General features: G+C 68.9%; 19 protein-coding genes. 10 read left to right on the plus strand and 9 right to left on the minus strand.

Going from position 1 to position 22,696, the window contains the following annotated elements:
- The first annotated feature begins 316 nt into the window (after positions 1-316).
- Complete coding sequence (gene ppk2 / locus AC3FMM_RS27425) at positions 317-1,228, plus strand: polyphosphate kinase 2 (protein WP_115713706.1); 912 nt, start codon at positions 317-319, stop codon at positions 1,226-1,228.
- A gap of 34 nt (positions 1,229-1,262) precedes the next feature.
- Here the strand turns inward: ppk2 and AC3FMM_RS27430 are convergent, their stop codons facing one another.
- Entirely contained in the window at positions 1,263-1,649 is a 387-nt protein-coding gene (locus tag AC3FMM_RS27430) for a hypothetical protein (RefSeq protein WP_326348258.1), read from the minus strand.
- A 9-nt stretch (positions 1,650-1,658) separates the two neighbouring features.
- Positions 1,659-1,913, minus strand: a complete 255-nt coding sequence (locus AC3FMM_RS27435; protein ID WP_111516891.1) for a cytochrome c-type biogenesis protein — start codon at positions 1,911-1,913, stop codon at positions 1,659-1,661.
- 300 nt (positions 1,914-2,213) lie between these two features.
- Between AC3FMM_RS27435 and AC3FMM_RS27440 the strand changes: the two genes are divergently transcribed.
- Positions 2,214-3,230, plus strand: a complete 1,017-nt coding sequence (locus AC3FMM_RS27440) for a hypothetical protein (RefSeq protein ID WP_473704869.1) — start codon at positions 2,214-2,216, stop codon at positions 3,228-3,230.
- Between the two features lie 33 nt (positions 3,231-3,263).
- Here the strand turns inward: AC3FMM_RS27440 and AC3FMM_RS27445 are convergent, their stop codons facing one another.
- The 3 genes from AC3FMM_RS27445 to AC3FMM_RS27455 all read right to left on the minus strand — a co-directional run bounded on the left by AC3FMM_RS27445 (position 3,264) and on the right by AC3FMM_RS27455 (position 6,642).
- Entirely contained in the window at positions 3,264-3,776 is a 513-nt protein-coding gene (locus AC3FMM_RS27445) for a GAF domain-containing protein (protein WP_488687739.1), read from the minus strand.
- A gap of 1 nt (position 3,777) precedes the next feature.
- Complete coding sequence (locus AC3FMM_RS27450) at positions 3,778-4,746, minus strand: Bug family tripartite tricarboxylate transporter substrate binding protein (protein WP_439897375.1); 969 nt, start codon at positions 4,744-4,746, stop codon at positions 3,778-3,780.
- A 66-nt stretch (positions 4,747-4,812) separates the two neighbouring features.
- On the minus strand, positions 4,813-6,642 hold the full coding sequence (locus tag AC3FMM_RS27455; protein WP_488687740.1) for a gamma-glutamyltransferase family protein: 1,830 nt from the start codon (positions 6,640-6,642) through the stop codon (positions 4,813-4,815).
- A gap of 126 nt (positions 6,643-6,768) precedes the next feature.
- Between AC3FMM_RS27455 and AC3FMM_RS27460 the strand changes: the two genes are divergently transcribed.
- Entirely contained in the window at positions 6,769-7,719 is a 951-nt protein-coding gene (locus AC3FMM_RS27460; RefSeq protein ID WP_488687741.1) for a LysR family transcriptional regulator, read from the plus strand.
- Between the two features lie 48 nt (positions 7,720-7,767).
- On the opposite strand, the gene AC3FMM_RS27465 is transcribed toward AC3FMM_RS27460, so the two are convergent.
- Together AC3FMM_RS27465 and AC3FMM_RS27470 are read right to left on the minus strand one after the other, a co-directional pair.
- Complete coding sequence (locus AC3FMM_RS27465) at positions 7,768-9,978, minus strand: amylo-alpha-1,6-glucosidase (protein ID WP_488687742.1); 2,211 nt, start codon at positions 9,976-9,978, stop codon at positions 7,768-7,770.
- 32 nt (positions 9,979-10,010) lie between these two features.
- Positions 10,011-11,090 carry a glycosyltransferase family 4 protein gene (locus AC3FMM_RS27470; RefSeq protein ID WP_115713713.1) on the minus strand — a complete coding sequence of 360 codons (1,080 nt, stop codon included), beginning with the start codon at positions 11,088-11,090 and terminating at the stop codon, positions 10,011-10,013.
- Positions 11,091-11,464: 374 nt separating this feature from the next.
- Between AC3FMM_RS27470 and AC3FMM_RS27475 the strand changes: the two genes are divergently transcribed.
- The 6 genes from AC3FMM_RS27475 to AC3FMM_RS27500 all read left to right on the plus strand — a co-directional run bounded on the left by AC3FMM_RS27475 (position 11,465) and on the right by AC3FMM_RS27500 (position 16,454).
- Entirely contained in the window at positions 11,465-11,596 is a 132-nt protein-coding gene (locus AC3FMM_RS27475) for a hypothetical protein (RefSeq protein WP_277343545.1), read from the plus strand.
- 111 nt (positions 11,597-11,707) lie between these two features.
- The gene (locus tag AC3FMM_RS27480; RefSeq protein WP_488687743.1) at positions 11,708-12,571 is read left to right on the plus strand and encodes a branched-chain amino acid ABC transporter permease; all 864 of its coding nucleotides are present in this window, start codon (positions 11,708-11,710) and stop codon (positions 12,569-12,571) included.
- A gap of 10 nt (positions 12,572-12,581) precedes the next feature.
- Positions 12,582-13,613 (plus strand): branched-chain amino acid ABC transporter permease, encoded by a 1,032-nt coding sequence (locus AC3FMM_RS27485; protein ID WP_115713714.1) that lies wholly within the window; start codon positions 12,582-12,584, stop codon positions 13,611-13,613.
- A complete protein-coding gene (locus tag AC3FMM_RS27490; RefSeq protein ID WP_012356559.1) occupies positions 13,606-14,370 on the plus strand; it encodes an ABC transporter ATP-binding protein in 765 nt (254 codons plus the stop codon). Before AC3FMM_RS27485 ends, AC3FMM_RS27490 begins: the two co-directional genes overlap by 8 nt.
- The gene (locus tag AC3FMM_RS27495; RefSeq protein ID WP_115713715.1) at positions 14,357-15,064 is read left to right on the plus strand and encodes an ABC transporter ATP-binding protein; all 708 of its coding nucleotides are present in this window, start codon (positions 14,357-14,359) and stop codon (positions 15,062-15,064) included. Before AC3FMM_RS27490 ends, AC3FMM_RS27495 begins: the two co-directional genes overlap by 14 nt.
- A 217-nt stretch (positions 15,065-15,281) precedes the next feature.
- Positions 15,282-16,454, plus strand: coding sequence for an ABC transporter substrate-binding protein (locus AC3FMM_RS27500; RefSeq protein WP_326348264.1), 1,173 nt, complete (start codon positions 15,282-15,284; stop codon positions 16,452-16,454).
- Positions 16,455-16,548: 94 nt separating this feature from the next.
- Here the strand turns inward: AC3FMM_RS27500 and AC3FMM_RS27505 are convergent, their stop codons facing one another.
- Together AC3FMM_RS27505 and AC3FMM_RS27510 are read right to left on the minus strand one after the other, a co-directional pair.
- Positions 16,549-19,173 carry a DUF6600 domain-containing protein gene (locus AC3FMM_RS27505; RefSeq protein WP_488687744.1) on the minus strand — a complete coding sequence of 875 codons (2,625 nt, stop codon included), beginning with the start codon at positions 19,171-19,173 and terminating at the stop codon, positions 16,549-16,551.
- A 285-nt stretch (positions 19,174-19,458) separates the two neighbouring features.
- Entirely contained in the window at positions 19,459-20,787 is a 1,329-nt protein-coding gene (locus AC3FMM_RS27510) for a putative bifunctional diguanylate cyclase/phosphodiesterase (RefSeq protein ID WP_116314108.1), read from the minus strand.
- Between the two features lie 210 nt (positions 20,788-20,997).
- Between AC3FMM_RS27510 and AC3FMM_RS27515 the strand changes: the two genes are divergently transcribed.
- Entirely contained in the window at positions 20,998-22,692 is a 1,695-nt protein-coding gene (locus tag AC3FMM_RS27515) for a methyl-accepting chemotaxis protein (RefSeq protein ID WP_488687745.1), read from the plus strand.
- Positions 22,693-22,696: the final 4 nt, after the last annotated feature.

Genomic DNA, 22,696 nt, shown 5'->3' on the forward strand with positions numbered 1-22,696 from the left:
CGGCGCTTGTGCGGCATGGGCGTGCGGCGCATGCCGTTGTCGAATGCGATGGGTGCGGGCTACCGCTGCGCGCCGATGCGACGCGCGCGTTCATGCTGAATACGCGATATGAAGGTAGTACGACATTTATGGGATTTCAACCGATTTACGGCGCGCACCGCCACTACCAGAAATTTGTACATAAAATTGATTCGCGTCTGATTCCGTGGACGCCTGGCTTCCATTGCGAAAAAGATCCGCCATTCCGCGCCGGATGACTGCGCGCGCGGCGGCACGGCGGAAACAGAAAGCAGCATTGCAAGGCGGAGGAAAAACCATGGCCAAAGGCAAGGGCAAGGGCAAGCACCACGACAAGCACGACATCGACGAGCCGTTGCGCGAGACCGATAGGGACAACCCCGCGACCGGTGCAAATGAGGCCACGGACGAGCCTGCCGAGCCCGGCAAGGAGACCGGGCGGCTGTCCGAGAAGCAATACCGCAAGGAGTTGTTTGCGCTGCATGTCGAGCTGGTCAAGCTGCAACAGTGGGTGCAGGCGCGCGGCATCAAGGTGTGCATCGTGTTCGAAGGGCGCGATGGTGCCGGCAAGGGCGGCACCATCAAGGCGCTCACGGAGCGCGTCAGCCCGCGCGTGTTCCGCGTGGTCGCCCTGCCCGCGCCTACCGAGCGCGAGAAGACCCAGATGTATGTACAACGCTATCTGCCTTACTTGCCCGCGGCCGGCGAGGTCGTGATCTTCGACCGCAGCTGGTACAACCGCGCCGGCGTCGAGCGCGTGATGGGTTTCTGCACCGAAACCCAGGCCGAGGAATTCCTGCGCGCCGTGCCACTGGTCGAGCGCGCGATCGTGAATTCCGGCGTCATCCTGATCAAGTACTGGCTCGAGGTCAGCCAGGAGGAGCAGACGCGCCGGCTACAGGCGCGCATCCACGACGGGCGCAAGCTGTGGAAGCTGACCGACATGGACCTGCGCTCGTACAGCCGCTGGTACGACTATTCGCGCGCGCGCGACGCCATGTTTGCCGCCACCGATACCGACTACGCGCCGTGGCACGTGGCCAATTCCAATGACAAGCGGCGCGCCCGGCTGAACCTCATCACCCACTTGCTGGCGCAGATCCCGTACGAGCAGATCCCGCGCAAGGCGGTCAAGCTGCCTGCCAGGCAGAAAGCCGGCGGCTACCGCGAGCCGAATTACCCATACCGCTACGTGGAGGAACGCTACTAGCCACGCGCGCCCCCGGGGCTGACCCGGCCCAGCGCTAGTCCGGCAGCTTGCGCGACTTCCAGCCGCCCTGTTCCTTGCAATACCAACCGGTCCACGATTCCGACTGCCCGGCGCGGCGGAACTCGCTGCGCACCTGGCGACAGGCGTCGCCGCGATCCGTGCGCGTCTGCAACGGCGTGAACGATCCTTCCACCGCGCGATGGCGCTGGTCGGCCGGCAAGCTGAACGCAACGCTTGCGCCGTCGGCGGCCTCGTCCATGGTCTTGCCAAAGACGCCCCACGCGGAATTCAATTGGGCCTGGCCCAGCGTGCCGACGATGGTGCCTGACAGGTAGTGGTCAAAGTAGCCCCAGGCCGGCCACGCCGACACGGCCGCGGCAAGCCCGGTGGCGGCGGCTACGCGCCGGCAGCGCATGGCCATGGCGCCTCCTTACTCGAAGCGCTCGGCCAGCACCATGGCGTCGACCTTGCGCTGCTTCCAGAAAATATGGTTGATACGCGGCACCAGTCCGCGCAACGTGCCGGCATCGACTTCGTTGAAATGCAGCGTCACGGCCGGCCGCGAGCCATCGCCCTCCACCCGGGTGATGTCGTCGAATGCCGGCAGTCCGTAGCGCACCAGAAAGTCGCGGATTTCGTCATCGGTGGTCCCCGCGTCGATATTCACCAGCATCATTGAACTCATGGTCAACTCCTTGGCGTTGCGCGACCGCTACCGCGCCGGTCTGCCCGAAGACATGCCAGGACGGATCGGCCGGTGCACTTTGATGCGCGAAAAGCCATAGCCTTGCATACGCATCGTCATCAAAGTCCTGGCGCACTGCGTCAATGAATCATAGATTGAACAGGCAATCAAGGCACGGCATCGCCGCATAACCCCCTGCCAACGGAGGGGTACCTGCGGCTGCCACGACATGCTGGCCAACCGGACCGCCGGCACGAAACCGCGCGAGCGGCATGGGCGGGACAATGCAGGAGCATGCTGATGGGCTTCCTGGGGTGGATGCGCCGGCGCAAAACGCAGGTCCCCGCACGCGAATCGCGGGAGCTTGCCGAACTGACGGAACGCGTGACCTGTCTCAGTCCGCGCCTGCGGCTGGTGCCGCGCTACCAACAGCGGATCCGGCCCGCGCTGGAACAGGCACTCGATTATGTGCGGGGACTCGTCCAGCAACTTCCCGCCGCGCGCGACGCCAGCAAGGAAGCCTGGGCCAGCGACCCTTATATTCACGCCTTTTTCGGCACGCCCCATGACGTGGAACTGGGCTTCAGCCGGTCTCCCGAATTGCGCGAATTCTTTGCGCAGTCGGCCGATTCGGCGCAGGCCTATGCTGTGCTCGGCATGGCAATGGCCGAGCGGCGCACGCTAGGCGTGGCGCTGGAAGGCGATGTCATGCGCTCGGACGTGCCCCAGACCGTGATCAGTTTCAGCGATCACAAGGTCAGGATCATTGCCTGCACCGAAGCGGCCCTGCGCGAGGAAATCGTGCGGCGGCTGTTCGACCAGTTGACCCTGGAGAGCCTGGCCCGCGTCGCAGCCGGCAAGTCGCGCCGCAACGTGCTCGAGCGCGAACAGGCGCTGCTCGTGGCGCGCCTGCGCCTGCTCGAGCGGCAAGGCACCGGCATGCGCTCGGTGCTCGGCGGCGATGGCGATGGCGGACCCGAGCAAGCCACGCTGCGCGCACAGGTCGCCGAGAATGACCGCGAACTGGCGCAGCTCGGCAAGGATGCCGGGGCGCTTGAACGCCAGCTGGAATGCCTGGCCGAGGTACTGACGAACGCGCGCGACTTCCTGTCCATTGAGTCGAGACACCTGCGGCTCAGCGCAATGAACGTGCTGCTGGCAGCGGAAAGCACGGCGCCGGCGCACGAGATCGAGCTGCTTACCGCACGCATCCCGGGCGATCCGCCGCTGGTGCGATCCTTTGCGCTGGTGCGCTTCGACCGTGGCGACATGCTGTCATCCGGCGCCCTGCTCGATGAGGCGGCACGGCTGCTCTGAAGGCGGGGAAGCGCGTGGATCAGATGGCCGCGTTCATGCCCGCGCCTCCAGGCAGTCCCGCACGGCGGACCCGGCCAGCGCCGCCAGCACACGCAACGCTGCCACCTCCGCCGGCGACCATGCGGAGCGATCCGCCAGATAGTTGAAGGTGCCTATCACGCGCGACTGGCAGCACAGCGGCACATTGACCACCGCCGTGCAGCCGAGCGCGCGGATAACCTGCACGTCGTCGAACACCGCCGCCAGCGCGGCATCGCCCTCGCCGACAAAGACTTCGCCGCGCTCGAGCAAGTGGCGCCGCCACGGACTGTCGCCCTTCTGCTTGCGTCCGCCGACCGGATAAGCGGATGGGTGGGACGACCACAGGCGTTCGATCTGGGCCGGCCCGGCGTGCCAGGCATTGATGGTCAGCAAGCCGGGGCCCAGCGCCTGCAGCGTGGCGGTGCCGATCGCATCGAACGCGGCGCCGGGATCGCGGGCCTGCTGCAGCTGGTCGCACAGCACATTGGCCGCCGCCACCAGCGAGGCGGTGCGCAGCAGGCTCATGTCATTCCCCCTTGATGCCGAGTTCGCGGATCAGCTTGCCGTAGCGGTCGGCGTCGCGCTGCAGGATGGCGCCGAACTGCTGCGGCGTGGAGGTCGCGGTCTCGACGCCGATGGCGTTCATCTTGGACTTGACCTCGGGCAGCGACATCACCGCGTTGATCTCGCGGTTCAGGCGCGCGGCCAGCTCTGCCGGCATGCCCTTAGGACCGAAGGCACCGTACCAGACCGCCAGTTCATAGCCGGGCACGGTTTCGGCCACGGTCGGCACATTGGGCAGCAACGGCGAGCGCTTGCCCTCGGTGACGGCCAGCAGGCGCAGCTTGCCGCCCTTCACGTGCGGCAGCGTCTGGGTGCCGGCCGAGAACAGCAGCTGGGTCTGTCCCGCCACGGTGTCGACCACGGCGGGCGCGCCGCCCTTGTACGGCACGTGCAGCATCTGCACGCCGGCCATCTTCTCGAACAGCACCGCGCTCAGGTGGTTGGTCGAACCCGGGCCGGCGCTGGCATAGGCCAGCTTGCCCGGATTGGCCCTGGCGTAGGCGATCAGCTCCCTGACGTTCTGCGCCGGCACCGACGGATGCACTACCAGCGTGTTGGTGACGTAGGCCAGCAGGCCCAGCGGCGTGAAATCCTCCACACCGCGGAACGGCATGTTCGGCATCAGCGCCGGGTTCATCGCGTGCGTGCTCATCGAGCCGACCAGCAGCGTATAGCCGTCGGGCCTGGCACGCGCCACCATGGCCGAGCCGATATTGCCGGAGGCCCCGGGCTTGTTGTCGACGATCACCGGCTGGCCGAGCGAGCGGGTCAGGTGTTCTGACAGCACGCGCGCCAGGATATCGGTCGAGCCGCCGGCGGCCCACGGCACGATCAGCGTGATGGGCTTCTGCGGCCAGCTGTCCGCGGCGCGTGCGGCGCCGCCCAGGCACATCGCCAGCGCGGCCATGCCGCCCAGCAGGGTCTTGGTCATCCATCGCATGGTGTTACTCCTCCGTCTTCGTTGCTGTCTGTCTATTGAGTGGAACCAGTTGGATCGTCAGCGTCCGGCGGCATAGCCTTGCATGCCGCGCGGATTGGCGCCGGCGCGCAGCACCAGCCGGCCGCGGGCGTCGAACTGGCGCGAGCAGGCCGACATGCGGCCCTCGGACCACGGCTCGCCCACGCGCACGTCGTGGCCGCGCTCGCGCAGTGCCGCCAGCGTGCTGTCCGGGAAGCGCGATTCGATGCTGATGCGGTTGAGCACGGTCTGGCGCGGCCAGAACGAAGCCGGGAAGTGGTCGACATGCCAGGCCGGCGCGTCGATCGCCTCCTGCAGGTTCATGCCATGCACGGCATGGCGCAGGAAGAATGCCAGCGACCACTGGTCCTGCTGGTCGCCGCCGGGCGTGCCGAACACCATGTAGGGTTCGCCGTCGCGCAGCGCCAGCGATGGCGACAGCGTGGTGCAGGGCCGCTTGCCGGGCGCCAGGGTATTGGGCAGGCCCGGCTCCAGCCACGTCATCTGCAGGCGGGTATTGAGCGCAAAGCCGAGCGCCGGGATGGTCGGGCTCGACGACAGCCAGCCGCCCGACGGCGTGGCCGCGACCATGTTGCCGTGGCGGTCGATCACGTCGATATGGCAGGTATCGCCGACAAAGATCTCCTGTTCGGCCCACTCGGCCACCGGCGGCAGTTCGGCAAAGGTGGGCTCGCCCACGCCGAAGCGCACGTCGGCGCGCTGCAGCGTGCGCGCGGCCGCGGCCAGGTCGGGCAGGCGCGGCGCAATGCCGTTGACCGTGCCGGGCTCGAGCGACAGCGCCGCCTGCGCGCCGATGCGCTGTGCGCGCGCAGCCAGGTAGCCATCGTCCAGCAAACCCGCCAGCGGGCTCGCGGCGAAATGCGGATCGCCGTACCACGCCAGCCGGTCGGCCATGGCGAGCTTGGCGGCCTCGGCAATGCGGTGCACGAACTCGGGTGAATCCGCCGCATGCTGCTCCAGGCCGGCATGGCGCAGCATGCCCAGTTGCTGCAGGAACACCGGACCCTGGCTCCAGATGCCGCACTTGGCCACGGTATAGCGGCCGAAATCCAGGGTCGCGGGCGCCTCGATCCCGGGCGTCCAGCTTGCCATGTCTTCGAGGCGCAGCAGTCCGGCGTGCTTGTCGCCGGTGGTGTCGCGCACCGGCGTATGGCGGCAATACGCATCGATTTCCTGCGCCACGAAGCCGCGGTACCAGCAATCCAGCGCCGCGTCGATCTGCCCGGTGCGGGTATCGCTGCGGCGCTGGGCCTCTTCGACGATGCGGGTGTAGGTGGCCGCCAGCACCGGCAGCGTGTGCAGGCTGCCGGGGCGCGGCACCTTGCCGTCGGGCAGCCAGGTCTGGGCCGAGCTGTGCCATTCGTCGCGGAACAGCGCCTGCACCGCCAGGATCGCGCGCGCGATGCGCGGTACCAGCGGAAAGCCGTCGCGCGCATAGCCGATGGCAGGCGCCAGCACCTCGGCGAGGGTCCAGCTGCCATGCTCGCGCAGCATGGTCAGCCATGCGCCGAAGGCACCGGGCACGGCGGCCGGTATCAGGCCGATGCCGGGCACCAGGTCCAGCCCCATGGCGCGCAGCGCGGCAGGATCGGCCAGCGCCGGCGCCGGGCCCTGCCCGCACACCGAGCGCATGGCGCGCTCGCGCTCGCTCCAGTACAGGATCGGCACTTCGCCGCCGGGGCCGTTCAGGTGCGGCTCGACCACCTGCAGCACGAAGCCCGCGGCGACCGCGGCATCGAAGGCGTTGCCGCCGCGCTCCAGCACGCCCATGGCGGTCTGCGTGGCCAGCCAGTGCGTCGACGCCGCAACGCCAAAGGTGCCAACAATCTCGGGACGGGTGGTGAACATGGGCAAGGCTCCTGTGATGCCGGCCAGTATAGGTTTGCGGAATAACCAGTCGTGCCTGTTTGGTTATTGTGGTATTACCATGTGGTAATACCGTTATCGCGCCCGCCCCCGGCGCAGCAAGCCCCCGTGTCCATCGCCCCCGACAAGCTGGTCCACAACCTGGTATCGCGGCTGCGCCTGCGCCACCTGCCGCTGCTGCTCGCGCTGGCGCGGCAGCGCTCGGTGTCGCGCGTGGCGGCCGAGCTCAACCTGTCGCAGCCCGCCGTCACCAAGACCCTGCGCGAGATCGAAGACATCTTCATGGTGCCGCTGTTCACCCGCACCCGGCGCGGACTGGAGCCCACGCCCACCGGCCTGGCGGTGCTGGCGCACGCCCGGCTGACACTGGCCGATGCCGATGCGCTGGGGCGCGAACTGGCGGCGATCGAAGCTGGCCTGTCGGGCCGGCTGCGCCTGGGCGTGATTCCCTACATCAGCCGCGGCGTGCTCGATGCGGCCTGCACCTTCGGCCTGGCGCAGACCCCGCGGGTGTCGGTGCTGGTGCGCGAAGGCACCACCGACGAGCTGGTCGGCGCACTGCGCGAGCATGAACTGGACTGCGTCATCGCGCGCACCTTCTTTGCGCCGGGCGCGGACATCGTGCAGCAGCCGCTGTATCGCGAAGAGCCGGCGCTGGTCGTGCCCACCGCGGCCGCCACCCGGCTGGCGCGCGGCGCGCTCGACTGGCACCGGCTGGCCGAACGCGACTGGATCCTGCCGCCGCCCAACACGCCGATACGGCGCACCATCAACACCATCTTCGCGGTCGCGGGGGTGGCGCAGCCGACGCCGATGGTCGAGACGTATTCGATCAAGACCATGGCCACGCTGATGCGCAGGCATCCGGCGGCGACGACCATCGTGCCCAGGGCCGTTGCCAGCGAACTGGCCGAGGCCAGGGGCGCGGCGGTGCTGCCGCATGCGCTGAGCTGGGACCTGCCGCCGGTGGGCTTGATGTGGCGGCGCCAGCCGGTGGAGGACGATGTGGTCGCGGCGCTGGTGGCGTGCCTGCGCGCGCTGCCGGCAGACCTCGCGTAGCGCGCGGCGCGCGCCCCGGCAAGGCCCGCGCCCGCTCACCGCCAGAGCCTAATTCCGCGTCAATACCCGCACCGGCCCGCGCCGCTCCAGCACGTCTACCACCACGCGCTCGCCGGAACGTCGCACCGCGACGTCGGCGCTGCCGCCGCCGACGCCGAGGTTGCGGAACACCACCTCGTCCAGGAAAGGCGGCAGCGACGGGTTCTCGAACGTGATCGCCGGTTCCTGCGTGTCGAAGTCCAGGCCCAGGCAGGCCTGCAGCATCAGCAGCGGCGCGGCCGCGGCCCAGGCCTGCGGCGCGCACGCCACCGGATAGAAGGTCGGTCCCTGGCTGCGTTGCCGCGCGAAGCCGCAGAACAGTTCGGGCAGGCGGCGCAGGTCGATATAGCTCGAGGCCGCGAACAGGCCCTCGAAGATGCGGCTCGCTTCGGGGTGGTAGCCGTAGCGCGCCATGCCCGCCGCGATCAGGGCATTGTCATGCGGCCAGACCGAGCCGTTGTGGTAGCTCATCGGGTTGAAGCGCGCCGCGTCCGCGGCGACGGTGCGGATACCCCAGCCGCAGAACGACGTACTCTGCATCAGCGTGCCCACGACCGAGGGCGCGCGCTCCGGCAGCGCGATGCCGGTAAACAGCGTATGCCCCGCGTTGGAGGCGCGGATGCGGCACGGCTGCTTCTGGCCATCCAGTGCCAGCACGTAAGTGCCCAGCGCGGGGTCATAGAAGTGCTTGTCGAAGGCGTCGCGCAGCACTTCCGCCCTGGCGGCATAGCGAGCGGCGCCCTCGCTGTCGTCCAGCGCCGCGCGGATCTGCGCCGCGGCCTGCCAGGCGCCGTAGGTGTAGGCCTGGACCTCGGCCAGCGCGATCGGGCCGGCGGCGAGCCGCCCGTCCTCGTGGAACACCGAATCGCGGCTGTCCTTCCAGCCCTGGTTGATCAGGCCCTCCGGCGACTGCCGGCCGTATTCGACGAACAGGTCGCCATCGCGGTCGCCGTACTCGCCGATCCAGTCCAGCGCGGCCTGTAGTCGGGGCCACAGCGCGCGCACGGTGTCGACATCGCCGGTGCGCCGCAGGTAGGCGCCGGCCAGCAGCACGAACAGCGGCGTGGCATCGACGCTGCCGTAGTAGAGCGCGAACGGCACCTCGCCCAGCCGCGCCATTTCGCCATGGCGCATCTCGTGCAGGATCTTGCCGGGCTCGGCATCGGCGCCAGGATCGACGGTCTCGGCCTGCATCGCGGCAAGGTACTGCAGCACGCCGCGCGCGATCTCGGGATCGAGCCATAGCGTCTGCAACGCGGTGATCAGCGCATCCCGGCCGAATACCGTACTGAACCACGGGATGCCGGCATACGGGTAAGGTCCGTGCACGGTGTTGGTCAGCAGCATGTACAGGTCGGAGATGCTGCGCCGCGCGACTTCGTTGAACAGCTCGTTCGAGGTGGTGATCGACGCCGCGCGCCCGGACGAGCGCCGCAGCTCGCGCCGGGACTGCAGCAGCGCGCCGAGAAAGGACTGGGCCCCGCGCTCTTCATGCTCCACCGACTGGCAGCGGATCTCCATGCGCAGCAGCTGCATGCACGACGGCTTGAGCAGCAGCGTGAAGCTGGCGCGGCTGCCGCTCAGCTCCTGCGGCTTCGGATCGAACGAGAGCCGGGTTTCGCGCCGCGCCTCGTCCAGGCCGGTATAGCTGAGCGTGACCGCGGCGCCGTCGACTTGCGGCGGGTGCAGGGTGCCGCGCCGCAGCCGCTGCGTGCCGCGTACTTCGAACAGGTCGGCAAAGTCCGCATCGAAGGCGATGTCGATGCACACGCGCCGCGGCCGGTCGTCGAAGTTGCGCACGCTCAGGCGTTCATAGCAGGCGCCGTTCCACAGGAAGCGCGAGCGGCGCAGGTGGATCAGGTCGTGCTCGAGCCACAACGCGCCCTCCTGGTCGAACAGGTCCGGGTTGGTCAGGTCGCACGTCAGCGCGGCATTGTCGTCGCGGAGCGTCGACGACAGCAGCATCGGACGCTGCCCTTCCACCGTCAGCCGCAGGAAGGACAGGTGGCGCGTGTCGAAATGGAACAGCCCCTCGGGGCTGCCCGGCGCACCGATCGCGTCGCCGTTATGGTCGAACAGCGCGAAGGTGTCGCCATGCTTGAGCGTGCGCGGGCGCCGCTCCTGCAGCGACGCCGCCGCGGGGATATAGAACTGCGCGACGTCGCCGGCGCCGGCGACCGCCACCGAGCGGTTGGGATGTTCCGAGGATTCTGCAGGCATGAGGGGGTCTCTCCAGCAGTGGTCGTGTGCGGTTATGCGAGCGCCAGTCCGTCGGCCTCGCCATGTGTCTCGCCCGCGTCGCCGGGGTTGGGCAAGCCCTGGTAGATGCGCACGTAGTCGCGCGCCATCCGCTCCGCGGTAAAGCGCGCTTCGAACGCGGCGCGCACGCCGGCGCGCGGCAGCGTCGCCGCGCTGGCGACAGCGGCCACCGCTTCGTCGACGCTGTGCACGATATAGCCGCTGATGCCCGGCTCGATCACCTCGGGCACCGAACCGCAGTCGAATGCAATCACCGGCGTGCCGCACGCCATGGCCTCGATCATCACCAGGCCGAACGGCTCGGGCCAGGCGATCGGGAACAGCAGCGCGCGCGCATTGCCGAGGAACGCCGACTTGGCAGACTCGTCGATTTCACCGATGTATTCGACTTCGGCATGCGCCGCCACCAGCGGGCGGATCACTTCCTGCCAGTAGGTGCGGTCGACCCGGTCGACCTTGGCCGCCATCTTCAGCGGCAAACCCGCGCGCGCGGCCACCTCGATGGCATGGTCGGGCCGCTTTTCCGGCGAGATGCGGCCAAGGAATGCCAGGTAGTCGCCCGCCGGATTGGCGCAGTAGTCCAGCAGCGTCGCCGGGATGCCGTGGTGCACCGTGCCTACCCAGTTCACCGGCGGCATCGGCGCGCGCTGCGCGTCGGAGACCGACACCAGCGGGAATTGCGGGAAATGCGCATAGAAGGGCTGCAGCTCCGGCAAGTCCAGCCGCCCGTGCAAGGTGGTCACCGCGCGCACCGGCAGGCGCCGCAGCAGCGGGCATTGCAGCATGTCGATATGGAAATGCAGGACATCGAAGCGCGCGGCGGCCGCCATCACGCGGTCCAGCATCATCACGTAGTAGGGCAGATGGTCGCCGACGTCCGCATCGAGGCGCAGCGCCATGTCGCAGCACGGCACCAGTTCGGCGCCGGTGACCGAGTCGCCGCTGGCGAACAACGTGACCTCGTGGCCCTGGCACACCAGTTCTTCCGTCAGGTACGAAACGATGCGCTCGGTGCCGCCATACAGGCTGGGCGGGCAGCGTTCGGCTAGTGGTGCAATCTGCGCAATCTTCATCGGCTCTCCCCCCTGGTCATCAGCAAACTGCAGGGTGGATAGCCGCGACAGTGCCTTGGGGCTGATGAAGGCACCATAGAAAGCGGCGGGGGCTTTTTCAAGCTGGTCCGGACCATGCAGGCGCGGCATGGAAACCATGTAGCGCAGCGATGATGACGGCCCTGCCCGTCAGGGCTTACCCGGAGGCGCGGCCGCTGCTATTTCGCGGTGCGGAATAGCGGGCCGCTTTCCTTGACGGTGCCCGCGCGCCTATGCAAAAGTCGGCGAAAACGAACGATCGTGCGGGAACGCTTTCCCGACACGGCGTCACCGGACGGCAAGGTCGTCCGGCTTGCCGGGCGGCCATCGCGCCGCATCGCACAGGAGACACCGCCATGCAGCATCCGCAGCACCGCATTGCGCACCACCATTGCCTCGACCCGCACGTGGACGTGGCGCTTCCGCGCAACAACGCCCGCACCGTCGCACGCACTCCGGCACGACAACCCGCGCTGCCGTCGGCCTGACCCACAGCGCCCGAGTTTCACCTGCGCGGCCGCACCTGGCGTCGCCGCGACGGAACACGCACGGCCATTGCCGGCGCGTGCCTGCTTTCCCGAACCGTAAGAGGTACCCCCGTGGCATTGTTCCTTCAACAGTTCCTGAACGGCCTGACGCTGGGCGGCGTGTACAGCCTGGTGGCGCTTGGCCAGACGCTGGTCTACGGCATCCTGCACGTGCCCAATTTCGCGCACGGCGCCTTCTACATGGCCGGCGCCTACGTGTCGTACTACCTGATGACGGCGCTGGGCGTGAACTACTGGCTGGCGATGCTGGGCGCGGCGCTGGTGGTGGCGGTGCTGTCGATGCTGGCCGACCGGCTGGTGTTCCACCCGCTGCGCAATTCGCCCGAGCTGCACGACATGATCGCCGCCATCGGCATCCTGCTGTTCCTGGAGGCCGGTGCGCAGGCGCTGTGGGGCGCGGACTTCCACCGCATGCCCACGCCCTATGGCCAGATCGTCGATGTGTTCGGCCTGACCGCGCCGCTGCAGCGCCTGCTGATCATCGGCGCCGCCTTTGCGCTGATGGTGCTGCTGCACCTGTTCCTGACCCGCACCATGACCGGCGCCACCATCATGGCGATGGCGCAGAACCGTGAAGGCGCGGCGCTGGTCGGCATCGACGCCACGCGCGTAACGCTGCTGGTGTTCGCCATCTCCGGCGCGCTGGCCGCGATCGCCGCCACGCTGTACGCGCCGATCAACCTGGTCTACCCCAGCATGGGCAACCTGGTGATCACCAAGGCCTTCGTCATCATCATCCTCGGCGGCATGGGCAGCATCCCCGGCGCCATCGTCGGCGGGCTGATCATCGGCATGGCCGAGAGCTTCGGCGGCTTCTACGTTTCCACCGACTACAAGGACATCATCGCCTTCGTGCTGCTGGTGGTGATCCTGTCGATCCGGCCGCAGGGCCTGTTTGCCGGCAAGGCAGCCTGAGGAGCAAGACATGAAAGCACTGCAAGGAAAGACCGGCTGGATGCTGTTGCTGGCGCTGGCGATCGCGTTCCCGCTGGTCACGCCCAACAGCTACTACCTGACCGTGATGACGCTGGCCTTCATCTATGCCATTGCCACGCTCGGGCTGAACCTGATCACCGGCTATACCGGTCAGCTGAACCTGGCGCACGGCGGCTTCATGGCCATCGGCGCCTACACGCTGGGGATCCTGACCGTCGACTACCAGGTGCCGTTCTGGCTGGCCTTCGTGCTGGCCGGGGTGCTGTGCATGGTGCTGGGCTATGTGGTCGGCGTGGTGTCGCTGCGCCTGAAGGGCCATTACTTCTCGATCTTCACCATGTGCGTGGGCTACATCATCTACCTGCTGATCGAGAAGTGGGAAAGCCTGACGCACGGCACGGTGGGGCTGATCGGCATCCCGGTGCCGGCGGCGATCGGGCCGCTCGGCTTCGACAGCGTGCAGGCGCAGTATTACCTGGTGCTGGCCTTCCTGGCGGTCGGCGTGTTCCTGATGCACCGTATCGTCACCTCGCTGCTGGGCCGCAGCTTCATGGCCGTGCGCAACAGCGACGCGCTGGCCGAGGCGCTGGGCATCAACCTGATGCGCACCAAGGTGCTGTCGTTCGTGCTGTCGGTGGGCTATGCCGGCTTTGCCGGCGCGCTGTACGCGGGACAGGTGCGCTTCCTGGGCCCGGACATCGCCCGCACCGACCTGACTTTCGACATGGTGATGTCGATGCTGGTGGGCGGCATCGGCACGCTGTTCGGGCCGCTGCTGGGCGCGGTGCTGGTGCCGTGGATCACGCAGTCGCTGCAGTTCATGCAGGACTACCGCATGCTGGTGTTCGGGCCGGTGCTGGTGCTGCTGATCATCTTCGTGCCCGACGGCATCGTCGGCTCTTACCTGAAGAAGCAGGCGCGCAAGGCCGCCGCCGAGCGCCGCGGCAAGCTGGCCCAGCCCGCTGCCGCGAGCCACACCGCCGCTGTACCGACCACCCGCGCCGGAGCCGACCATGCTTGAGATCCGCAACCTGACCAAGAAATTCGGCGGCCTGACCGCCGTGCACGATGTCTCGGTGACCTTCGAGCAGGGCCATATCAACGCCATCATCGGCCCCAACGGCGCCGGCAAGACCACCTTCTTCAACCTGGTCGCGGGCACCCATGCGCCCTCCTCCGGCCAGATCCTGTTCAAGGGCCAGGACGTGGCCGGCCTGCGCGCCGACCAGATCGCGCGCCTCGGCGTGGCCCGCACCTTCCAGGCGACGGCGCTGTTCGACCGCGCCACCGTGCTCGACAACCTGATCGTCGGCCACCGGCTGCGCACCCGTTCCGGGCTGGGCGACGTGCTGTTCAACACCCGCCGCCTGCGCGAGGAAGAGCGGCTGTGCCGCGACAAGGCCGAGGCCGCGCTCGACTTCGTCGGCCTGTCGCACCTGGCGCACGAGGTCGCGGCCGACATCACGCAGGAGGCGCGCAAGCGCGTGGCGTTCGCGCTGGCGCTGGCGACGGACCCGGAACTGCTGCTGCTCGACGAGCCCGCCGGCGGCGTCAACCCCGAAGAGACCGTCGGCCTGGCCGAGCTGATCCGCAAGATGGTGCGCCATGGCAAGACCGTCTGCCTGATCGAACACAAGATGGACATGATCATGCGCCTGGCCGACAAGATCATGGTGCTGAACTACGGCGAGAAGATCGCCGAAGGCACGCCCGCGCAGATCCAGCAGGATCCGCATGTCATCGAGGCCTACCTGGGAGCCGACCATGTTGCAGCTTGAACGCGTCTCGCTGTCGTACGGCAGCTTCCGCGCGCTGGACAACATCACCCTGCACGCCGGCGCCGGCGAACTGGTGGTGCTGCTGGGCGCCAACGGCGCCGGCAAGAGTTCGATCTTCCTGGCGATGAGCGCGATCCACCGCATCAGCGGCGGCAGCATGCGCTTCGACGGGCGCGAGCTGTCCGGCATGAAGCCGTCGCAGATCGTGCAGGCGGGACTGGTGCATTGCCCCGAGGGACGCAAGCTGTTCCCGGCCATGAGCGTGGAGAAGAACCTGGTGCTGGGCGCGTATGTGCACCGGCGCGACGGCGCGGGCATCCGCAGGACGCTGGAAGAGGTCTATGAACTGTTCCCGATCCTGCGGCAGAAAAAAGACGATGCGGCCGGCTCGCTGTCCGGCGGGCAGCAACAGATGGTAGCGCTGGGACGCGCGCTGATGAGCCGCCCGCGCGCGCTGCTGCTCGACGAACCGTCGCTGGGGCTGGCGCCGCTGGTGGTCAAGCAGATGTTCGAGATCATCCAGCGCATCAACCGCGCGGGGACCACGGTGCTGCTGGCTGAGCAGAACGCTTATGCGGCGCTGGGGATTGCGCATCGCGCTTACGTGATCGAGAGCGGCAGGATCGTGATGGAGGGGGATCGGGATGCGTTGCTGAAGGATGAAGGGATTCGCAAGGCGTACATCGGGGGATAGAAGCGAAGGCCTTTTCCATCCCGATTGGGTACTCCCTCTCCCGCTTGCGGGAGAGGGTTGGGGTGAGGGCCGGCGTCGCAACGAAGTTTCGCGTTGGCATGACCACTGCCTGCCCTCACCCCCTGCCCCTCTCCCGCGAGCGGGAGAGGGGAGCAAACAGGCGGTCGAGCACTACACAGCAGACAAGACAAGCGCAGTACTTTCAGGAGACAACACCATGCAACACAACCTCATGCGCCGCATCATCCCGCTGGCCGCCACCGCCGTGGCCGCGATGCTGGCTTCGGGCGCCGCGCTGGCGCAGGAAGTGGTCAAGATCGGCTATACCGGACCGCTGTCCGGCGGCGCCGCGCTGTATGGCAAGAACGTGCTGTCGGGCGTGCAGATGGCGGTGGACGAGATCAATGCCTCCGGCCTGGAAGTCAAGGGCAAGAAGGTCAAGCTGGAGGTGGTGGCGCTGGACGACAAGTACTCGCCCGCCGAGGCCGCCATCAACGGGCGCCGCCTGGTGCAGCAGCACAAGACCCCGGCGGTGTTCGTGCCGCATTCGGGCGGCATCTTCGCGCTGCAGGCCTTCAACGAGCAGGAGAAGTTCCTGGTGATGGCCTATTCCAGCGTGCCGCGCATCACCGATGCCGGCAACAAGCTGACCATCCGCATCCCGCCGGCCTATACCGGCTATATCGAGCCGTTCATCAAGGCGCAGATGAAGCGCTACGGAAAGAACGTGGCGCTGGCCCCGGCCGACCACGACTACGCCAAGGCCTGGGTGCAGGCCTTCCTGCCGGCGTGGGAAGCCGCCGGCGGCAAGGTGGTGGCGAACAACCCGATGTCGTACACCAAGGCCACCGACTTCTACAGCGGCGTGTCGCGCGCCATCAGCGAGAAGCCGGACGTGATGTTCGTCGGCGGTCCGTCGGAGCCGACCGCGCTGGTGGTCAAGCAGGCGCGCGAGCTGGGCTTCAAGGGCGGCTTTATCGTGATGGACCAGGCCAAGATGGACGAGATGGCCCGCGTCACCAACGGCCTGGGCATGCTGGAGGGCTCGATCGGCGTGCTGCCGCTGGTCAACGACAGCCGCCCCGCCACGCAGGCCTTCAACGCCCGGTACAAGAAGCTGCACGACGGGCGCGATGCCACCACCGAGATGTCGCTGAACTACACCATGGTGTATGCGCTGGCCGGGGCAATGAAGCTGGCCGGCACCACCAGCGACGCCGCGGCGATCCGCGCGAAGATGCCGGATGCGGTCAAGGGCCTGGCCAAGGAGGTCAATCCCAACGAAGTCGACGGCATCGACGCCAAGGGCGGCTCGATGGCCGACACCGTGGTCGGCTGGGTGCAGAACGGCAAGATCTCGCAGGTCCGCTTGTCCGAACTGGCGAAGTAAGGCGGCACACGCTGCCGGTACGGCACCGCGCCAGCACAAACCCCGGCATGCCTCGCGGCATGCCGGGGTTTTTCATTGCGACGGCCAGGCGTGACTAGCGGCGATCGCCGTCGCGGCCCTGGCGCGCCTCCATCTGGCCACGCTCGTGCTGCGCGCGCTGCTGCTGTTGCATCTGCCGCTGCTGGTCCATTTGCTGGCGCTGGTGCTCCTGCATCTGGCGTTGCTGCTCGTGCATCTGCCGTTGCTGCTGCTCGGCCTGGCGCTGCATGGCCTGCTGGCGCTGCTGCTGCTCGGCCTGCCGTTGCATGGCCTGCTGGCGTTGCTGCTCCTGCATGGCCCGCTGCTGCTCCTGCATATGGCGCTGCTGCTCGGCCTGGCGCTGCATGGCCTGCTGGCGCTGCTGTTCCTGCGCCGCGCGCTGCTGGTCCTGCATCTGGCGCTGCTGCTCCGCTTGCCGCTGCATCGCCTGCTGGCGCTGCTGTTCCTGTGCCGCGCGCTGCTGGTCCTGCATCTGGCGCTGCTGCTCCGCGTGCCGCTGCATCGCCTGCTGGCGCTGCTGCTCCTGCACCGCGCGCTGCTGGTCCTGCATCTGGCGCTGCTGGTCCGCCTGCCGCTGCATGGCTTGCTGGCGCTGCTGCTCCTGCATCGCGCGCTGCTGCTCCTGCATCTGCCGCGGCTGCTGTTCGGCCTGGCGCTGCTGCGCTTCCTGCATCTGGCGCTGCTGTTCGAAGCGCTGGCGCTGCATCTCCTGCGATTGCCGCGCCGGATCCGGGCGTTCCTGCCCGTCGGCCCACTGGCGCGGCGGCATGCGCTGCTGGCGCTGCTCTTCCAGCTGCCGTTGCTGCTCGCGCAGCGCGCGCTGCTGCTCCATCTGCTGGCGCTGCTGTTCGCGCTGCATGGCCTGTTGCTGCCGCTGGGCGTCGCCGGGCACGTCCGGCTGCCCGGCAAAGCCGCGCGCCTCGTCGGGCCGGGTGCTCTGGCCGCGGCCAGGACCACGCCACGGCTCGCCCCGCGCATGCGCATCGTTGCGATCCACGCGGCCGTCGCCGTCGGCATCGATACGCCCGGGGCGCTGCTGGACTGGGGCGTGGTCGCGCGATGCGATCGCGGCCTGGCTCATGCGCACGTCCGGCACCGGTCGTGCGTCGCGGCCGGGCCGGCGTTCGTTGCCGCCGCGCCAGGCCGGTCCCGCCCCGGGCACGACCCCGCCCTCGCGCGCAAGGCGCCGCGCCAGGTCTTCCGGGGCCGGGCGGCCGGGCGCGCGCGCGGCGATGGCCTGGCGCTCGAAGCCGTGGCGCGCCTGCGGCGGCAGCGGCCGCGGCGGCGCCGCGCCCACCAGGCTGCCCTTGACCGGCGCCACCGGCGGCGCGCCGTGGGCCTCGCCCGCCGGCACGTTGCGCCATTCGGGGCGGTGCAGGCCACGCGCCGGCCGTCCCTCGACAAAATTGCGCGCCGGCATGCCGGTGATGGCGCCGGGCACGCTGCGGTTGGCATAAGGCGGCGGGCGGCGGTCGCCCATCACGAAATTGTTGACCGTAACCCGGTTGATGCGGGCGACGTAGGTCGGGCTGGCGCGATAGACCGGCCGGTAGGCGTCGCGCGGTCCCAGCGGATACCAGGCCACGCCCGGTCCGCTGCCGACGCGCACACTCCAGTTGGGGCCGGCGGCGCCGACAAAGGCCACCAGCGCCGGGGCATAGCAGGGGCGCACGCGCGGCCCGGGGACCCAGCCCCAGCGCGAGCCCACATACGCCCAGCGGCCATAGTGCGAGGGCGCGAACCCCCACGGCGCATCATCGATCCAGGTCCAGCCCCAGGGCGCAATCCAGGCCCAATGGCCGGCGCTGTACGGCACCCATCCCGCGCTGACCACGCGCGGGAACCAGATCGCGCCGTAGCCCGGGTCTTCCTGCCAGTCGCCATAGCCGTCCAGCGCGGCGTAGCCCGGCATCTCGCGCGGCACATAGCGCGCCGACTGCGAAGCGTCCTCGCGCGCGTCGCGCGCCGCGGTCCAGCGGTCGAACGCGTCTTCGGGCACCGCTCCGCCGCCGGCATCGGCCAGGTCGGTGCCGGCAAAGCGCATGCGGTCGCCGCGCTGCAGCTCGATGGTGCGGCTGTCGCCGTAGACCACCGCGCTGCCATGGCGCATGGTGACGGTGGTGGTGCTGCCGTCGGGCGCCACGTCGAGGCGGTAGTCGCCGGGCTCGCGCGGCACGAAGGCCAGGTTGGGGGTATCGATCTCGACGGTCTGGCCCGGCGGCAGCGCGCGCACCCGCACCTGCAGCGTGCCCTGGGTCAGCTTGACCTGGGTGGTGCTGTCGTCCAGGTTCAGGATGCTGGCGGCGGTGGCGCCGCCCATGCGCAGCGCCACCGTGCCGGCGTGCAGTTCGGCGCGTCCGCCCTGGTCCAGCCAGAGCCGGTCGCCGGTGGTGACCGGCCGGTTCAGCCCGGCCGCGGCCCAGGCGTCCGAGCCGGCGGGCGCAAAGCTGAGATTGCCGTCGACCGCGGTCAGCGTGGCGATGCGCGAGGAAGGATCGGCCTGCTGCTGCGCGGCGTCGGCCACGGGGGCATCGAGGTAGGGTTCGCCCGGCGCGGCGGGCACCTGCGCCAGTGCAGCAGCCGCCACTGCGAGGCCGGCTGCGGCCGCCAGCGCGGTCAGCGCCAGCCGGCCGCCAAGGCGACCTGGATAGCGGCCAGCGGATTGGAAAGGATCAGACATGGAAGGGGCAGGAGCGGGACCCGGCATGGGTCGGCGGGCAGGCCGGCCCACGCCGGCGGCCACCCTATTGTCACCATACATGGCCCCGGGTGCCGCGGCGCGTCCGGGGCGGCACAGTTTGTAAGCTCGTATTTCGCCAGGCGCTGGCACCAGCCGGCCCGGCCGGTGTGGGCGGCAGGCTGCGGGCGGGCCGGCGGGCGGCGCCGCCGTGGCCAGCGGGAATCGGCCGTCAAAGGTGGAAACAACTTCGGTGCGCGGGCGGACGGGCCCAAACTCGCTGCCGGCTCAGCCGGAGGCTTGCTGGCGCAGTATCTCGGTCAGGCGCTCGGCCGGCATCGGGCGCCCGTACAGGTAGCCCTGCGCCTCATGGCAGCCGTTGGCGAGCAGGAAATCGCGCTGCTCGGGGGTTTCCACGCCTTCGGCCACCACGCCGATGTGCAGGCTGGCGCCCACATTGATCACCGAGCGCACGATCGACGCGTCGACCGGGTCTTCGGTCACGTTGCGGATAAAGGACTGGTCGATCTTGAGCCGGTCCACCGGGAACGACTTGAGGAAGCTGAGCGAGGCATAGCCGGTGCCGAAGTCATCGCAGGTCAGCGTGATGCCGTCGCGGCGCAGCGCCTGCAGCTGGTCCGAGACCTCGTCGCCCTGCTGCAGGGCGATGGTCTCGGTGATCTCGATCTCGAGGCAGTCGGGCGCCAGCTCCAGCGCCCGCAGTACGTGGCGCACCTCGGTCAGCAGCCGGCTCTCGGACAGCTGGGCCGCGAACAGGTTGATCGCCACGCGCGGCGGCCGCGGAAACGCCAGCGCCCAGGCACGAGCCTGGGCGCACGCGGTCTGCAGCAGCCACATGCCGACATCGCTGGCGATGCTGCTGCCGGCCAGCGCGTCGATGAAGGCGGCCGGCGACAGCAGCCCGCGGGTGGGATGGCGCCAGCGCATCAGCGCCTCGGCGCCGTGGACGCGGCCGTCGCGCAGGTCGACCTGGGGCTGGTACAGCAGCTCGAACTGGCGCTGGGCGTAGGCCTCGTGCAGGGCCTGCACCAGCGACAGCCGCGTGGTCACGTCCGAGCGCATCTGCGGCTTGAAGAAGCGGATGGTGCGGCCGCCGTCGTGCTTGGCCCGCGCCAGCGCCAGGCTGGCCGCCGCCAGCATGTCCGAGCCCTGCTCGCCGGCCGCGGGCGCGACGCACGCGCCGATGCTGGCCAGCACGTGATGGCGGCGCCCGGCATGTTCGTGGGGAGAGGACAGCATCGACAGGATCGCGGCGCTGACGTGGCGTACCAGCGTGGGATCGGCAATGGAGGGCAGCATCACGCCGAATTCGTCGCTGCCGATGCGGCCGATGATGGCGTCGCGGGGCGAGGCATCGCGCAGGCGGCGGGCCACGCGCTGCAGGACGATGTCGCCTTCGGCATGGCCATGCATGTCGTTGAAGGCGCGGAAGTCGTCAATGCCGATCAGCAGCAATGCGCAGCGCGGCACAGCCTCGCTATGCAGGCGTGCCTCCAGCCGTTTCAGAAAGCCCTGGCGATTGTCAACGCCGGTCAGCGGATCGAGATCCGAGCCTGGCGAGGCGCCAGCCGACTTCGCCCCCGACTTGGCCACCATCCCTGCCCCATCTGTAATTGTCGACATTGTTACCTGCTAGCAATTTAGCAAGTGTGACGAAAACTTGGAAAAAATCAAGCAGTTCCGATACTCGCCAAAACCCCTAGGCGCCGGCGCAACGCCGGCCGCGCCGCGATCCTGCCGCGCGTTGAATCGGGCGGCCGCATACAGTACCCTACCGCGCATTGGGGGCGCGCCCCTGCCCACCGCATGGTCTCACTCCGCCCCCGCGGCCCGCCTTGCCGGCATCGGCCACCCCCTGAACAAGAACATCACCGGGATCTCACCGTGAATGAATGGACCATCCGCACGCGCATCCTGGCAAGCTTTTCACTGATCCTGCTTGTCATGGCACTGATGGGCGTGGTTGCCTATACCCGCCTGGTCGCGATCGAGCGCGGAACCGCGCTGATGCTGCAAGACGCGCTGCCCGGCCTGAACTACAGCACCGGCATCCGCGGCGTGTGGGGCGAGCGCTATGTGCTGGCGTGGCAGACCATCAACGCCACCGACGAGGCCGAGCGGCGGCGCTTCCAGCAGCAGGGCCAGGACGCCGCCAGCCGCCTGGACAAGCTCGAGCAGCAGTACGAATCCTCGATCACGCGCGACGACGACCGCGCTGCCTTCAAGGCCTATCGCGAGCTGCGCGCGCGCTACGAGCAGGCAGCCCAGGTCCTGTCCCGCCAGGCGGACTGGAACGGTGCCACCGCCGCGGCGGCGCTGCGCGGCGAGGCACATGACCGCTGGCTCGATGCGCGCCAGGCGACCCAGCGCCTGGTGGACGACAACAGCGCGGTCAGCGCGCGCGCCGCGCAGGGCATCGACGATGCCGTCAATGCCGCGAAGCTCGGCATCGAAGCGGCGCTGATCGTGGCGGTGGTGGTGGCGCTGGTCTGCGGCTACCTGCTGCTGCGCGCGATCACGGTGCCGATGCAGTCGATCGTCGGCCTGCTGGCCGGCATCCGCGCCGGCGACCTGCGCCTGCGCATGGCGCTGCGCCGCAAGGACGAATTCCACGAAGTCGAGGAGGGCTTCAACCAGATGACGGGCGAACTGACCTCGCTGGTGGGCCAGGCCCAGCGCACCGCGATCCAGGTCACCACCTCGGTCAACGAGATCGCCGCCACCGCGCGCCAGCAGCAGGCCACCGCCACCGAGACCGCCGCCACCACCACCCAGATCGGCGCGACCTCGCGCGAGATCTCGGCCACCGCGCGCGACCTGGTGCGCACCATCCACGAAGTCTCCAGCGCCGCCGAGCAGGCCGCGGGGTTGGCGGGCACCGGGCAGGTCGGGCTGTCGCGCATGGAAAGCACCATGCAGCATGTGATGGATGCCGCCGGCTCGGTCAACGCCAAGCTGGCCACCCTCAACGAGAAGGCCGGCAATATCAACCAGGTGGTGACCACCATCGCCAAGGTGGCCGACCAGACCAACCTGCTGTCGCTGAACGCCGCGATCGAGGCCGAGAAGGCCGGCGAATATGGCCGCGGCTTTGCCGTGGTGGCCACCGAGATCCGCCGCCTGGCCGACCAGACCGCGGTGGCCACCTACGACATCGAGCAGATGGTGCGCGAGATCCAGTCGGCGGTGTCGGCCGGAGTCATGGGCATGGACAAGTTCTCGGAGGAAGTGCGCCGCGGCATGTCCGAGGTCACGCAGGTGGGCGACCAGCTGTCGCAGATCATCGCCCAGGTGCAGTCGCTCGCGCCGCGCGTGCTGATGGTCAATGAAGGCATGCAGGCCCAGGCCGGGGGCGCCGAGCAGATCAACCAGGCGCTGATGCAGTTGTCCGAGGCCGCGCAGCAGACCGTGGAATCGCTGCGCCAGTCGAGCCAGGCGATCGACGAGCTGACGCTGGTCGCCAACGACCTGCGCAGCGGCGTGTCGCGCTTCAAGGTCTAGGCTG

This window comes from Cupriavidus sp. 207A1 (genome assembly GCF_057798955.1).

Bases quoted from the DNA above. Each gene is read 5' to 3' on its own strand.
- ppk2 (WP_115713706.1), top strand. From the start codon at position 317: ATGGCCAAAGGCAAGGGCAAGGGCAAGCACCACGACAAGCACGACATC.
- AC3FMM_RS27430 (WP_326348258.1), bottom strand. From the start codon at position 1,649: ATGGCCATGCGCTGCCGGCGCGTAGCCGCCGCCACCGGGCTTGCCGCG.
- AC3FMM_RS27435 (WP_111516891.1), bottom strand. From the start codon at position 1,913: ATGAGTTCAATGATGCTGGTGAATATCGACGCGGGGACCACCGATGAC.
- AC3FMM_RS27440 (WP_473704869.1), top strand. From the start codon at position 2,214: ATGGGCTTCCTGGGGTGGATGCGCCGGCGCAAAACGCAGGTCCCCGCA.
- AC3FMM_RS27445 (WP_488687739.1), bottom strand. From the start codon at position 3,776: ATGAGCCTGCTGCGCACCGCCTCGCTGGTGGCGGCGGCCAATGTGCTG.
- AC3FMM_RS27450 (WP_439897375.1), bottom strand. From the start codon at position 4,746: ATGACCAAGACCCTGCTGGGCGGCATGGCCGCGCTGGCGATGTGCCTG.
- AC3FMM_RS27455 (WP_488687740.1), bottom strand. From the start codon at position 6,642: ATGTTCACCACCCGTCCCGAGATTGTTGGCACCTTTGGCGTTGCGGCG.
- AC3FMM_RS27465 (WP_488687742.1), bottom strand. From the start codon at position 9,978: ATGCCTGCAGAATCCTCGGAACATCCCAACCGCTCGGTGGCGGTCGCC.
- AC3FMM_RS27470 (WP_115713713.1), bottom strand. From the start codon at position 11,090: ATGAAGATTGCGCAGATTGCACCACTAGCCGAACGCTGCCCGCCCAGC.
- AC3FMM_RS27475 (WP_277343545.1), top strand. From the start codon at position 11,465: ATGCAGCATCCGCAGCACCGCATTGCGCACCACCATTGCCTCGACCCG.
- AC3FMM_RS27485 (WP_115713714.1), top strand. From the start codon at position 12,582: ATGAAAGCACTGCAAGGAAAGACCGGCTGGATGCTGTTGCTGGCGCTG.
- AC3FMM_RS27490 (WP_012356559.1), top strand. From the start codon at position 13,606: ATGCTTGAGATCCGCAACCTGACCAAGAAATTCGGCGGCCTGACCGCC.
- AC3FMM_RS27495 (WP_115713715.1), top strand. From the start codon at position 14,357: ATGTTGCAGCTTGAACGCGTCTCGCTGTCGTACGGCAGCTTCCGCGCG.
- AC3FMM_RS27500 (WP_326348264.1), top strand. From the start codon at position 15,282: ATGCAACACAACCTCATGCGCCGCATCATCCCGCTGGCCGCCACCGCC.
- AC3FMM_RS27505 (WP_488687744.1), bottom strand. From the start codon at position 19,173: ATGTCTGATCCTTTCCAATCCGCTGGCCGCTATCCAGGTCGCCTTGGC.
- AC3FMM_RS27510 (WP_116314108.1), bottom strand. From the start codon at position 20,787: ATGGTGGCCAAGTCGGGGGCGAAGTCGGCTGGCGCCTCGCCAGGCTCG.
- AC3FMM_RS27515 (WP_488687745.1), top strand. From the start codon at position 20,998: ATGGTCTCACTCCGCCCCCGCGGCCCGCCTTGCCGGCATCGGCCACCC.